A 13,457-nucleotide genomic window follows, 5' to 3' on the forward strand; every position below is an offset into this window, starting at 1 on the left:
ACCAGCCACGCCGATCGTCCAGACCCAACAGCACAACGGGCGAGGCGCAGCAGAGCGATCCTGGGCCGATGACAGCCGCGCAGCGACCTACCGCTGCGGCAACGGCACTCCATACGGCAGCGGGCGACTGCAGCCGCGGCGATGGTCACAGCGGCAGGGTGATTGAGCCCCAGCGATGGTCACGGCACACAGCAGCAGCGGAGGGGACCGGCACATGAACGGCCACAGTCGCTCACGCGACTGTGACGCGAAGCGGGAGACCGTGGCCTCGGGGTGCCGGGGCGGCGATCGCGGCGGCCGGTGCCGACGCATGGTGCACGGTGAGGCAGTCGCTGCCGAGGCAGCAGGGCGGAGCGAGACGCCACGGGCGGCACCGGGCAGAGCGAGATGTCGCTGTGGCAGGCGGCGAGCGTGGCTGCGCCACGAGGTGGAGGGCGTGGCTGACGCGGCAAGAGGTGGCGGCCATAGCTGCCGCGGCAGCAGCCCGTGGGAGTGGTGGTCGCGCCCGCTGCTGGCACACGGCGCCCCGCAGCCTCGCGGTAACGGCCCGCGGTGGTCGCACCAAGCAGGCGAGAGCCGCCCCACAGCGGCAGCGCCTGACTGTCATGTCAGGCGGGGCCGCGCGGTGGTGAAGTGCACGGTGGTGGTCGCGGTGCGCGGCAGCGGAATGGTGCCAGCGCGAGGCCGAGGGTCAGCTGGGCGTATTGCCTGCCGGTCAGCTTGCCCGCGGGCGCACGGAGTACGGAACGGCGGCCCTTCCACGACCGCGACGGCCGCAGCAGGTGGAGCGGAGGCCACCGCGGTAAGTGGCGGTAGGGCAGGACGGTACGGCTCCAGCGGCGCGGGCGATGCGGGGCAGGCGGTGCCGGGCCGGACCGAGCCGGACCGGACCGGACCGAGCCGGACCGAGCCGAGCCGAGCCGAGCCGAGCCGGGCCGAGCCGAGCCGGGCCGAGCCGGGCCGAGCCGAGCCGAGCCGAGCCGGACCGAGCCGGACCGAGCCGGACCGAGCCGGACCGAGCCGGACCGAGCCGGACCGAGCCGAGCCGAGCCGAGCCGGGCTGGGCTGGGCTGGGCTGGGCTGGGCTGAGCTGGGCTGGGCTGGGCTGGGCTGAGGCCAGAGGACTGGTAGCCGTGAGGCAGGGCCGAACGGCCGGGCTCTCTATCCGTCCAGGAAGGCCGCGATCGCGAGTCATCGGCGACCGCCGACTTCGTCGGCTTGCCTGCCGGCGGGCGACCGCCCAGCGGAGTCCGGGGTGAGTCGCGCCGGACTAAGGCGCCACGCCTCCCGGACGTCAGCGCGGGTGCGGCCCGCAGGAGACGGATTCCGTTGAAGCCCGGGCGTGCCCCACCTGCGACAGGATGACCGCCTCCTCCCACCGCAGCCGATGCCGAGCCGGGCAGCACCCGCGGTCGCCGCCAAGGCAGGTTCGATCCGCCCAGACCTACCCCCCACAAGGGCAACAAAAAGCGGCCCGCCGGACCGAAGTCCGGCGGGCCGCTGAAACGAAGTCCGTCAGGACTCCGGGAAGATCACCACGCGACGCTTGGGGTCTTCGCCCTCGCTCTCGCTCGTGACGCCCGAGACCGTCGCCACCGCGTCGTGGACCACCTTGCGTTCGAACGGGCTCATCGGCTGCAGTCGCACCCGCTCGCCGCTCGAAAGGACCGACTCCGCCGTCGAACGGCCGAGTTCGCGGAGTTCCTCGCGGCGGTCCGCGCGCCAGCCCGCGATGTCCAGCATGAGGCGGCTGCGCGAGCCCGTCTCCTGCTGGACCGCCAGGCGGGTCAGTTCCTGCAGCGCTTCGAGCACCGTGCCGCGGGGGCCGACGAGCTTCTCGAGGTCTTCGCCGCCGTCGATGCTCACGATCGCGCGGCCGGCCTCCACGTCCAGGTCGATGTCACCGTCGTAGTCGAGCAGGTCCAGCAGCCGCTCGAGGTAGTCGCCGGCGATGTCGCCCTCCTGGACGAGGACGTCGTCGCCACCTCCTGCCTTCTGCTCGCTCTCCTCTTCGGTGGTCGCGCCCGCGGCCGCGTCGTCCTGATCGGCGTCGATCGTGTCGATCGTCTCCGACATCATTCGTCTCCTCTCCGAACCGGTCGCGCCTCAGCGGCGCTTCCGGCCCGACTTCCTGGTCGAGTCTTTGAGGAGCCCGGGCACTCCCGTGCCGTTCTCCGATGAGCCGTTCTGGCCGTTCGTGGCGACCGGGGTGGCCTCCGCCACCGTCGCGCCGTCCGTCTTGGCCGCAGCGGCCTCGGCGGCCTTGGCCGCGGCGGCCTCCGCCGGCGTGGTCTGCGCGAAGCCGTGGGCCGAGCCGGCCTTGGTGACCTTCTTCTGCGAGCCGGTCTGGGCGGGCTGGTTCTTCTTCTGCTGGACGGGCTTCTGGCCCACCTTCGGCGCGGTCGGCTTCTGCCCGGGCTTCGGGCCGAGCGACGCGCGCTTCTCCGCGGCCTCCACCTTGCGAGCCGCCTCTTCCTTGTCGATCTTCGTGTAGACGAGGCGCTGCTGCATCAGGGTCCAGCCGTTGTTCGCCAGCCAGTAGAAGAGGAGGCCGAGCGGGAACAGCGCACCGAAGACGAGGACACCGAGCGGGAAGATGTACATCGTCAGCTTGTTCATGATCGCGGTCTGCGAGGTGGCCGACGCGGCGTTCTGGCGGGCCACCGAGTGCCGCGCGGTGAGGTGCGTGGCGATCGACGCGATGATCATGAGGGGCAGAGCGACCGGGAGCACGCTCCAGTGGAAGCCGACGTTCGCGGCGTTGCCCCCGCTGACGACGCCGACACCGTTGTAGACGGCCTCGCCGAGGTTGACGCCGAAGAGCTTCGCGTTGACGTACGACTCGACGTCGTGCTGGGTGAAGAAGTAGTTCTCGGTCTTCGGCTTGCCGTCCGCCGGCATGATCGAGAACGCGCGCAGGACGTGGTTCAGGCCGATGAACACCGGGATCTGCAGCAGCATCGGCAGGCAGCTGCCCAGCGGGTTGACGCCGTGCTCCTTCTGGAGCTTCTGCATCTCCTGCGCCTGGCGCTGCTTGTCGTTCGCGTACTTCTTCTGGAGCTTCTTCATCTCCGGCGCGAAGTCCTGCATCTTCTTCATCGACCGGACCTGGTTCACGAACGGCTTGAACATGATGCCGCGGACCGTGAACGTCAGGAAGATGATGCCGAGGATCCAGGCGATCGCCGTCGACTCCCCGAAGACGAGCCCGAAGACCTTGTGCCAACACCAGAGGATGAAGGACACGGGGTAGTAGATGAAATCGAGCACTGCTGCTACTCCTCGATCGGTGTTTCAGGTCGTCGGTGCCGCCACGAGAACGTCTCGGGCACGGGGTCGCGGCCGGGCATGGTCCACGGGCCGCAACGCAGCAGGCGGCGCGCCGCGAGGTAGGAGCCGCGGCCGGCGCCGTGCCGGGTGAGGGCTTCGACCGCGTACGCGCTGCAGCTCGGGTAGAACCGGCACGCCGGCGGCAGGAAGGGCGAAATCGCCTTGCGGTAGAGCTTGATGGGGAGCAACAGGACCCACGCGACCGGACCGGGCCGGGCGGGCCCTGGCTCGTCGTCGTGGTCGTGCTCGTCGTGCACTGAGTGCTCGGGGGTGGCTCGCATACCGGTCACACCGCTGATCCGTGGTCGGGGGCCGCGTCCGCGGGACGCGTCGGGCTGGGGACATCCCCGGCCGGACGGCGCGACGACAGTAGTCCGAGCCGCCGCAGCGCGGCGTCGAGATCGGCCCCGAGCTCCGCGCTGGACGCGGACGCGGACGGCGGCAATGCCCGTACGACCAACGCACTGCCGGCGGGCAGGGTTCCGAGCCGGGCCGAAACGAGATGGCGCAGCTTGCGGGACACCCGGTGGCGGACCACCGAGTTCCCCACGGCCTTGCTCACCACAAAACCCGCCCTGGTCGCCGACGAAGCATCGGCGGCCATGGACGGGTCCGTGGTCAACGCGTGGACGACGAGGCGGCGCCTGCCTGCCTTGGATCCGCGACGGAGAACCACGCGGAAATCCTCACTCCGCCGCAAACGTGCGGCAGCCGGCAGCACGGCGCGCCCCGACGTGCCGGATCAGGCCGACAGCGCTTCGCGGCCCTTGCGACGGCGAGCCGCCAGGATGCCCCGGCCTGCCCGGGTCCGCATGCGCAGCCGGAACCCGTGGGTCTTGGCGCGACGGCGGTTGTTCGGCTGGAAGGTCCGCTTACCCTTGCTCACTGCTTCTCCTGTGTGTCGCTGTGTCGTCTGCCCACCCGCCGGAGAGGAACGGTCATCCCTCTCACCTGGCGTGTCGTGCGGGCGCACGGCAGTCTCTGGTGTCTCCTACCAACGTGTGGCCTCGTCACGACGAGCGACGACAACTAGGGCACGCGAAACGCGCCCGTCGCATACGGGAGACCTTACGAGGGTACGCACCCCCGCCCGGCGCCCGGTAAGCACCCCCTCCGCCACCGCCGGTGACGGGCCGCGCGAGGCCCCTTCGTCGACGCCGCGGCATCGGCTGGCAACACGCCGTACACCATGAAATGCTGGTGGCCCAGGATGCCTTGTGGCAGCGAGCGGGGCTTGTTAGCGTGCCTCTCTCGGGTCACCGGTCGAGGTGTCCGAGTATCCGGGTGGTGGAGTGCCCACCGGCTTACGACGAGCCCGCAGGTGGCGTCGCCGCGGGTCGCCGTACATTAGTGCACAGCTGTGGACAACTATGTGGATATTCGCTGTGCCGGTACCCGGTCAGGTCCGCAGGGGGTCATAGGGCGGTGTGACCAGGGGCGTTCCCGGGCCGATCCGGCCGTACGCGCCGTCGAGGGGAGGGGAGCCAGCCAGGTGTCGGAGCACCAGCACAACCTGGGTGTCATCTGGGAACAGGTGGTACGCGAACTGTCCGACGGGACCCTGTCCCCCCAGCAGCGTGCCTGGATGCGCGTGACCCGCCCCATCGGGCTGCTCGACGGCACCGCGCTGCTCGCGGCCCCCAGTGACTTCGCGAAGGAAGCGATCGAGCGCGGGCTCCGCGGCGCGATCACCGACGCGCTCTCCCGGCGGCTCGGCCGCGCCATCTCGCTGGCCGTGAAGGTCGACACCGCCGAGACCCTCGCCCCGGTCGCCGCGCCGCGCTACGTCCCGTCACCCGCCCGGGTGGAAAACGGCGTGAGCGCCGAGCCGGCCCCCGCGCCGATGCCGGGCCCCGGCCCGATGATGCCGCCGCAGCGTCCCGAGCCCGCGCCGCCGATGCCGGCCCACCAGTCCGCCGGGCCGAAGCCCGACGACGGTGACGACACCGACGAGGAAGTCGACGAAGAGGGCGAAGCGCTCGCCGCCGTCCACGAGATCTGGCCCACGTTCTCCGGGCAGCCGATCGCCGGCCAGCCCTACACCGCGCCGGCGCAGCCGCAGACGTCGAAGACGAAGCTCAACGAGAAGTACACGTTCGACACGTTCGTCATCGGCGCGTCCAACCGGTTCGCGCACGCGGCCGCGGTCGCTGTCGCCGAAGCGCCGGCCCGCGCGTACAACCCGCTCTTCATCTGGGGCGAGTCCGGGCTCGGCAAGACGCACCTGCTGCACGCGGTCGGCCACTACGCGCAACGGCTCTTCCCGGGCATGCGCGTGCGGTACGTCTCGACCGAAGAGTTCACGAACGACTTCATCAACTCGCTGCGCGACGACCGCAAGGTCGCCTTCCAGCGCCGCTACCGCGACATCGACATCCTGCTCGTCGACGACATCCAGTTCTTGGAGGGCAAAGAAGGTACGCAGGAAGAGTTCTTCCACACCTTCAACACCCTCCACAACGCGAACAAGCAGATCGTCGTCAGCTCCGACCGCCCGCCCAAGCGCCTCGAAACGCTGGAGGACCGGCTGCGGACGCGGTTCGAGTGGGGCCTGATCACCGACATCCAGCCGCCCGAGCTCGAGACGCGCATCGCGATCCTCCGCAAGAAGGCGGCGCAGGACCGGCTCGCGGTGCCGGGTGACGTCCTGGAGTTCATCGCCTCGCGCGTCGAGGCGAACATCCGGGAGCTCGAAGGCGCGCTGATCCGGGTCACGGCGTTCGCGTCGCTGAACCAGCAGCCGGTCGACGCCGGGCTGGCCGAGATCGTGCTGCGCGACCTCATCCCCGACTCGCACGCCCCGGAGATCACCGCGCCCACCATCATGGGCGTCATCTCCGAGTTCTTCGACGTCTCGCTCGACGACCTGTGCGGCCCGGGCAAGACGAAGGCGCTCGCCACGTCCCGCCAGATCGCGATGTACCTCTGCCGCGAGCTGACCGACATGTCGCTGCCGAAGATCGGGCAGACGTTCGGCGGCCGCGACCACACGACCGTCATGCACGCGGACAAGAAGATCCGCAAGGAGATGGCCGAGCGCCGGCGCATCTACGACCAGGTGCAGGAGCTGACGTCGCGCATCAAGCAGCGCGCCCGCCAGTAGCCCGGCTTTCCTTACCTCCCAACGACTCAGGGGCGTCCACGCGATGTGGGCGCCCTTGAGTCGTCTTTGGACTGCCTGAAGCACGCCTACGCCCGCGAAGCAGCGAAGTGTGCGTACGCGCGCTTCGCAAAGTCGCGAAAATTGTTTGTACACAAGGAAGTTTCCCCATGGTGTGGGCAGTTTGCCCACAGCGTCCGCGGATCTCCCACCAGCGACGACCCGGAATCCGTCCACACCCCGCCCACAGGTGATCCACAAGAAATCCACACCGTTGTCCACGCTGATTCCACAGGTTGCCCACATTGTGTGCACAGGAGGGCCCGGTCACCCGGAAGAGCGATCCAGACCGTGCCGCGCACCCCCAGACCCTGGGTACAGAAGGCCCCACACCTGGGGACAACCGTGGGGATAACTGGGGACAACTGTGGACGGATCCGGGGCCGCTCGAAGTTGTCCACGGACGGCCCGATCTGTCCCCAGATCCACCACCATGGTTCTCCACATGCCCGCGAGCACTCCCACCTGCGCGAACGACCTCAATCCACACAATCCACAGGACTTACTACTGCTACTGCCTTTTAGATCTCTTCTAAGAGAGAAAAAGATAAAAACAGGCGGCGGACGAATCTGGGGACAACCGCGAGAGACTGTCGCCAAGTCGACAAAGTCAAGGGGAGGCCGAAGTGACGGCTGCCCCCGCGACGGCCTACCGTGGATGTCTGCACCTGGTCCGTGCTCCGGCCGCTGACGCGGAGGGCGGACCGGCCGGAGCGGGCAGCCGGTCACTGCCCCAAGCCAGAGCGAGGCCGGGCCGGCCCCGTCGCCCTGTCCGAGCCGAGTGGCTCGGGTCGTCGAAAGGATGCGCGCATGAAGATCCGCGTCGAGCGTGACGGGCTCGCCGACGCCGTCGCGTGGGTGGCGAGAAGCCTCCCCTCCCGGCCTCCTGTGCCGGTACTGGGCGGAGTCCTGCTCGACGCCGGTTCCGACGGCGACTCCGACGCGCTGACCGTGTCGGGTTTCGACTACGAGGTGTCCGCGACCGTGGGCGTCCCGGCGACGATCGCCGACGGCGGCCGCCTGCTGGTGTCCGGCAGGCTCCTCGCCGACATCACCAAGTCCCTGCCGAACCAGCCGGTCGAGATCGCCGTCGACGGCGCCCGCGCCACGATCACGTGCGGCAGCGCGCGCTTCTCCCTGCCGACCATGCCGGTCGAGGACTACCCGCAGCTGCCGTCCCAGCCCGCCTTCGCGGGTGAGCTCGCCGGCGACGCGTTCGGCCAGGCCGTCACCCAGGTCGTCGTCGCCGCGGGCAAGGACGACACGCTGCCGATGCTGACCGGCATGCGGCTCGAGATCTCCGGCAGCTCGCTGACCCTCGTCGCGACCGACCGGTTCCGGCTCGCCATGCGCGAGTTCACCTGGCAGCCCGCCGAGGGCCTGGCCGACGCCGCGGTGCTCGTCCCGGCGCGCACGCTCGCCGAGGCGGCCAAGACGCTCGGCGCGAGCGGCGCCACGATCCGGCTCGCGCTCGCCAGCGGCGAGGGCCTGCTCGGCCTGTCCGGCTCCGGGCGCTACACGACGACCCGGCTGCTCGACGCCGAGTTCCCGCCCTACCGCCAGCTGCTGCCCGCGACGCACACGTCGCGCGCGGTCATCGAGGTGTCGGCTCTCACGGAGTCGATCAAGCGAGTTTCGCTGGTCGCGGAGCGGGGGACTCAGGTACGACTGGAGTTCGGGGACAACACGCTGCGGCTGTCCGCGGGCGGCGACGACGAGGGAAGCGCCGAGGAAGAGCTCCAGGTCGACTACGAAGGTGAGCCGGTGACGATCGCGTTCAACCCGGGTTACCTCGTCGACGGTCTCGGCGCCCTCCACAGCGACCGGGCGGAGCTGACGTTCACCACGCCGAACCGCCCCGCCCTCATCAAGCCGGCCGACGCCGAGGGCAACCTCATCCCCGGCTACCTCTACCTCCTGATGCCCGTCCGTCTTCCGGGCTGACTCGCAATTTTTCGTTAGTACGTAAGGGGATCTCATGGTTCAGCTCGGTCTGATCGGCCTGGGCAAGATGGGCTTCAACATGCGTGAGCGGCTGCGCGCGGCCGGTCACGAAGTGGTCGGCTACGACCGCAACCCGGACGTCAGCGACACGACGTCGCTCGAGGACCTGGTGTCCAAACTGGACGCTCCGCGGATCGTCTGGATCATGGTTCCCGCCGGCGACCCGACGCGGCAGACCATCACCGAGCTGGGCAACCTGCTCGCCGAAGGTGACATGGTCATCGACGGCGGCAACTCGAAGTACACCGACGACAAGCTGAACGCCGAGCTGCTCGCCGCGAAGAAGATCGGCTACGCCGACTGCGGTGTCTCCGGTGGCGTGTGGGGCAAGGAAAACGGCTACGGCCTGATGGTCGGCGGCACGGCCGCCGATGTCGAGCGCGCGATGCCGATCTTCGACGCGCTGCGCCCGGAAGGCCCGCGTGAGGAAGGCTTCTCGCACGCGGGCAGCGTCGGCGCCGGCCACTACGCGAAGATGATCCACAACGGCATCGAGTACGGCATGATGCAGGCCTTCGCCGAAGGCTTCGAGCTGCTCGAGGCCGCGAAGGTCGTCGACGACGTGCCCGCCGTGATCAAGGGCTGGCAGCGCGGCACCGTCGTCCGGTCCTGGCTGCTCGACCTGCTCGTGCGCGCGCTCGACGAGGACCCGGAGCTGGACGACCTCGAGGGTTACGTCGAGGATTCCGGCGAAGGCCGGTGGACGCTCGAAGAGGCGATCAACAACGCGGTGCCGGCGCCGGTCATCTCGGCCGCGCTGTTCGCCCGGTTCGCCTCCCGCCAGGAGCACTCGGCCGCGATGCGCGCGGTCGCCGCGTTGCGCAACCAGTTCGGCGGGCACGCCGTGAAGAAGGTCGGCGGGTAGGTCCCGTCCGGGAAGGAACCACGTGTATCTGCGCCACCTGCAGGTCACCGACTTCCGCTCCTGGCCCCAGGCCGATCTCGCCCTCGAACCGGGGCCGACCGTGCTGGTCGGCCAGAACGGTCGTGGCAAGACCAACCTGCTGGAAGCGATCGGGTACGTCGCGACGCTGGGCTCGCACCGCGTCGCGACGGACGCGCCGCTCATCCGGCACGGCTGTGAGCGCGCGCTGGTGCGGGTCGCGGTGGTCAACGACGACCGCGAGCTGACCGTCGAGCTCGAGATCACCGCCGGCCGGGCGAACCGCGCCCGGGTCAACCGCGGCGCGGTCGGCCGGCCGCGGGACGTGCTCGGCATCCTGCGCACGGTGCTGTTCTCCCCGGAGGACCTGGCGCTCGTGCGGGGTGACCCTGGTGAGCGACGCCGGTTCCTCGACGAGCTGCTGGTGCTGCGCGCGCCGCGGTACGCCGGGGTTCGCGCGGACTACGAGAAGGTGCTGAAACAGCGCAACGCCCTCCTCAAAACGGCGGGCAAGCGCCGGACCGGACGTGAGGACCCGTACGCGCTGTCGACGCTCGAAGTCTGGGACGACCACCTCGCGGTGGCGGGCGCGGAGCTGCTGGCCGCGCGCCTGAACCTCGTCGCCGACCTCGGGCCGTACGCGGCCGCGGCGTACATGGGCGTCGCTCCGGACTCCCGGCCGGCGAAGATCTCGTACAAGTCTTCGCTGGGTGAAGGCCTGCCGTCGACGTACGGCGTACCCGATGGCGAACGGGCGCAACCCGAAGTCCTGAAGGACGTCTTGCTGAAGGCGCTCGGGGAAGCTCGCAAAGCCGAGCTGGAGCGGGGGATCAGCTTGGTCGGCCCGCACCGGGACGAGCTGGAGCTGATCCTGGGCGAGGCGCCGGCCAAGGGTTACGCGAGCCACGGCGAGTCGTGGTCGTTCGCGCTCGCTCTCCGGCTCGGCAGCTACGAGCTGCTGCGCGGGGAAGCGGGTGAGCCGGTGCTCCTGCTCGACGACGTGTTCGCCGAGCTGGACCGCAAGCGCCGGGCCCGGCTGGCGGAGGTGGCCGCGAGCGCCGAGCAGGTGCTGGTGACGGCCGCGGTCGACGAAGACGTGCCCAGCGAGCTGGCGGGGAGCCGGTTCGTGGTGGCGGATGGTGAGGTCACGCGTGGCTGAACAGCGCAAACCAGGCGCGCCAAGATCGACTCGACCACCCGGTGTGACCGCTGACACAGGAGTTACCCACCGATCTGGGGACAAACCTGTGGACAGTGTGGATAAACCCGTGCCCGGGTTATCGCCGCGCGTGACCAAAAGGCCGGATCGGCCGCTTGACACCCCCCACAAAGGGGTTAACCCGGCCGGGAACGCCACGCCGAGTACGCAGAGTGAGAACCCCACTGCTCCGAACGGGGCGGCGATGACGGGCCGGGACCTCGCGCACGCCGCGCTCGAGGCCGCAAAAGCCAAGGCCAAGGAGCGGGGCGTCCCGCCGGGGCAGCGCCGCCGCGTGGCCAGCAGCGGACAGAACCCCCGGCGCCGCCGCTGGTCGGGACCGGGTGCGGACGCGCGTGATCCCCAGCCACTCGGCCGGCTCGTTTCGCGGCTCGTCAGTGACCGCGGCTGGAACGAGAGCGTCTCCGGCGCGCGCGTCTTCGCGCAGTGGGCGCGCCTGGTCGGCGAAGACGTCGCGGAACACGCCCAGCCGGTCGCGCTGAAAGACGGCGAGCTCACGGTCCGTGCCAGCTCCACGGCGTGGGCCACCCAGCTGCGGTTGCTGCAGGGGAAGTTGCTGGCCAAGATCGCGGCGGGAGTCGGAAACGGCGTGGTCAAGCGCATGCGGATCCAGGGTCCGATGGCCCCGAGCTGGCGGAAAGGGCCCCGGCACGTGTCGGGTCGCGGCCCGCGTGACACGTACGGCTGACCCGGGTTGCGCGTTGCTCGGTTGAATGCCCCGAGAACGCATCCAGACGCGCTGAAATACGTCAAGACTCGGCTCGGACCGATTTCGTCCGTCTGTGACGCGTTCAGGGGTGTCCTTGCCGCATGTCAGCAGACGCGGCCAAGTACACTGGAGGGGAGCGAGCGTCCGCTCGGGCGAGACGAGGAGAAACAAGGCCTGTGACCGAGAACAAGAGCGAGTACAACGCGTCATCGATCACGGTGCTCGAAGGCCTTGAAGCGGTCCGCAAGCGCCCCGGTATGTACATCGGTTCCACCGGTGAGCGCGGGCTGCACCACCTCGTCCAGGAGGTCGTCGACAACTCGGTCGACGAAGCGATGGCGGGGCACGCCACCAAGGTCGAGGTTACCCTCCTCGCCGACGGTGGGGTGCGGGTAGTCGACGACGGCCGCGGCATCCCGGTCGACATGCACCCCAAGGAGCACAAGCCGACCATCGAGGTCGTGCTCACCCAGCTGCACGCGGGCGGCAAGTTCGACAGCGACTCCTACGCGGTGTCCGGCGGCCTGCACGGCGTCGGCATCTCCGTGGTGAACGCGCTGTCGACGCGGCTGCTGGCGGAGGTCAAGTACGGCGGCCGCGACTGGCGCCAGCTGTACACGGACCAGATCCCGGGTCCGCTCGACGACCTCGGCCCGGCGTCCGAGACCGGCACCACGATCACCTTCTGGCCCGACGGCGGCATCTTCGAGACCACCACCTTCAACTTCGAGACGATCTCGCGCCGCCTCCAGGAGATGGCGTTCCTCAACAAGGGACTGACGCTGTCCCTGCGCGACGAGCGCGTCGCCGACGAGGAGGCCGAGGCGGACGCCGAGGGCAAGGTCGCCCGGGTCAAGGAGAAGGTCTACTGCTACCCGGGCGGGCTCGAAGACTTCGTCAAGCACATCAACGGCAGCAAGGACCCGATCCACGCCAGCGTGATCTCCTTCGACGCCAAGGGTCCCGGCCTCGAGGTCGAGGTCGCGATGCAGTGGAACACCGGGTTCACGCCGTCGGTCTACACGTTCGCCAACACGATCAACACCCACGAGGGCGGCACCCACGAAGAGGGCTTCCGCGCCGCGCTGACCCGCGTCGTCAACACGTACGCGCGCGACAAGAAGCTGCTCAAGGAGAAGGACACCAACCTGACCGGTGACGACGTGCGCGAGGGTCTCGCCGCGATCGTCTCGATCAAGCTGAGCGAGCCGCAGTTCGAGGGCCAGACGAAGACCAAGCTGGGCAACAGCGAGGCGAAGACGTTCGTGCAGCAGCAGTCGAACGAGTGGCTGGCCGACTGGTTCGAGCGCAACCCGGCCGAGGCGAAGACGATCATCAACAAGTCGATCTCCTCGGCGCAGGCCCGGATGGCCGCCCGCAAGGCGCGTGACCTCGTCCGCCGCAAGGGCGCGCTCGACATCGGCGGCCTGCCCGGCAAGCTGAAGGACTGCCGCTCCACCAAGCCGGAGGAGTGCGAGCTCTACATCGTCGAGGGTGACTCGGCCGGCGGCTCGGCCAAGGAGGGCCGGGACTCGATGTACCAGGCGATCCTGCCGATCCGCGGCAAGATCATCAACGTCGAGAAGGCCCGCATCGACCGCGTCCTCAAGAACACCGAGGTCCAGTCGCTGATCACCGCGCTGGGCACCGGCATCCACGACGAGTTCGACCTCGAGAAGCTGCGGTACCACAAGATCGTGCTGATGGCCGACGCCGACGTCGACGGCCAGCACATCACCACGCTGCTGCTCACCCTGCTGTTCCGGTTCATGAAGCCGCTGATCGAGCACGGCCACGTCTTCCTGTCGCGGCCGCCGCTGTACAAGATCAAGTGGCCGCGGGCCGAACCGGAGTACGTGTACTCCGACAACGAGCGCGACGCCGTCATCCGCGCGGGCGTCGAGGCCGGCAAGCGGCTGCCGAAGGACGACGCGATCCAGCGGTACAAGGGTCTCGGCGAGATGAACGCCGAAGAGCTGTGGGAGACCACGATGGACCCGGCCAACCGGCTGCTGGGGCGCGTCACGATGGACGACGCCGCCCAGGCCGACGACCTGTTCTCCGTCCTGATGGGCGAGGACGTCGAGGCCCGCCGCTCGTTCATCACGCGCAACGCCAAGGACGTGCGCTTCTTGGACGTGTAGGCGTCCCC

At 69.5% G+C, this 13,457-nt stretch carries 11 protein-coding genes; 6 read left to right on the forward strand and 5 right to left on the reverse strand.

Annotation, left to right across the window (positions count from 1 at the left end; translation table 11 throughout):
* Positions 1–1,515: 1,515 nt before the first annotated feature.
* The 5 genes from MUY22_RS12270 to rpmH are packed head-to-tail and all read right to left on the reverse strand — an operon-like array spanning position 1,516 to position 4,216.
* Positions 1,516–2,076: a R3H domain-containing nucleic acid-binding protein gene (locus MUY22_RS12270; protein WP_247059639.1), complete on the reverse strand. Its 561-nt coding sequence runs from the start codon at positions 2,074–2,076 to the stop codon at positions 1,516–1,518.
* A gap of 30 nt (positions 2,077–2,106) precedes the next feature.
* Positions 2,107–3,270, reverse strand: a complete 1,164-nt coding sequence (yidC, locus tag MUY22_RS12275) for a membrane protein insertase YidC (RefSeq protein ID WP_247059640.1) — start codon at positions 3,268–3,270, stop codon at positions 2,107–2,109.
* A 5-nt stretch (positions 3,271–3,275) separates the two neighbouring features.
* The gene (gene yidD / locus MUY22_RS12280; protein ID WP_247059641.1) at positions 3,276–3,611 is read right to left on the reverse strand and encodes a membrane protein insertion efficiency factor YidD; all 336 of its coding nucleotides are present in this window, start codon (positions 3,609–3,611) and stop codon (positions 3,276–3,278) included.
* Positions 3,612–3,616: 5 nt separating this feature from the next.
* Positions 3,617–4,051: a ribonuclease P protein component gene (gene rnpA, locus MUY22_RS12285; protein WP_247059642.1), complete on the reverse strand. Its 435-nt coding sequence runs from the start codon at positions 4,049–4,051 to the stop codon at positions 3,617–3,619.
* Between the two features lie 21 nt (positions 4,052–4,072).
* The gene (gene rpmH / locus MUY22_RS12290) at positions 4,073–4,216 is read right to left on the reverse strand and encodes a 50S ribosomal protein L34 (protein ID WP_247059643.1); all 144 of its coding nucleotides are present in this window, start codon (positions 4,214–4,216) and stop codon (positions 4,073–4,075) included.
* Between the two features lie 606 nt (positions 4,217–4,822).
* Between rpmH and dnaA the strand changes: the two genes are divergently transcribed.
* From dnaA to gyrB, 6 genes are all read left to right on the forward strand, one after another.
* Positions 4,823–6,433 carry a chromosomal replication initiator protein DnaA gene (dnaA, locus tag MUY22_RS12295; RefSeq protein WP_247059645.1) on the forward strand — a complete coding sequence of 537 codons (1,611 nt, stop codon included), beginning with the start codon at positions 4,823–4,825 and terminating at the stop codon, positions 6,431–6,433.
* A gap of 867 nt (positions 6,434–7,300) precedes the next feature.
* Complete coding sequence (gene dnaN / locus MUY22_RS12300; RefSeq protein WP_247059647.1) at positions 7,301–8,434, forward strand: DNA polymerase III subunit beta; 1,134 nt, start codon at positions 7,301–7,303, stop codon at positions 8,432–8,434.
* Between the two features lie 34 nt (positions 8,435–8,468).
* Positions 8,469–9,359: a phosphogluconate dehydrogenase (NAD(+)-dependent, decarboxylating) gene (gene gnd, locus MUY22_RS12305; RefSeq protein WP_247059649.1), complete on the forward strand. Its 891-nt coding sequence runs from the start codon at positions 8,469–8,471 to the stop codon at positions 9,357–9,359.
* Positions 9,360–9,381: 22 nt separating this feature from the next.
* A complete protein-coding gene (recF, locus tag MUY22_RS12310; RefSeq protein ID WP_247059651.1) occupies positions 9,382–10,536 on the forward strand; it encodes a DNA replication/repair protein RecF in 1,155 nt (384 codons plus the stop codon).
* Between the two features lie 244 nt (positions 10,537–10,780).
* On the forward strand, positions 10,781–11,284 hold the full coding sequence (locus tag MUY22_RS12315; RefSeq protein WP_247059652.1) for a DciA family protein: 504 nt from the start codon (positions 10,781–10,783) through the stop codon (positions 11,282–11,284).
* Positions 11,285–11,481: 197 nt separating this feature from the next.
* Positions 11,482–13,449 carry a DNA topoisomerase (ATP-hydrolyzing) subunit B gene (gyrB, locus tag MUY22_RS12320; protein WP_247059654.1) on the forward strand — a complete coding sequence of 656 codons (1,968 nt, stop codon included), beginning with the start codon at positions 11,482–11,484 and terminating at the stop codon, positions 13,447–13,449.
* Positions 13,450–13,457: the final 8 nt, after the last annotated feature.

This window comes from Amycolatopsis sp. WQ 127309 (assembly GCF_023023025.1).
Lineage (GTDB): Bacteria > Actinomycetota > Actinomycetes > Mycobacteriales > Pseudonocardiaceae > Amycolatopsis.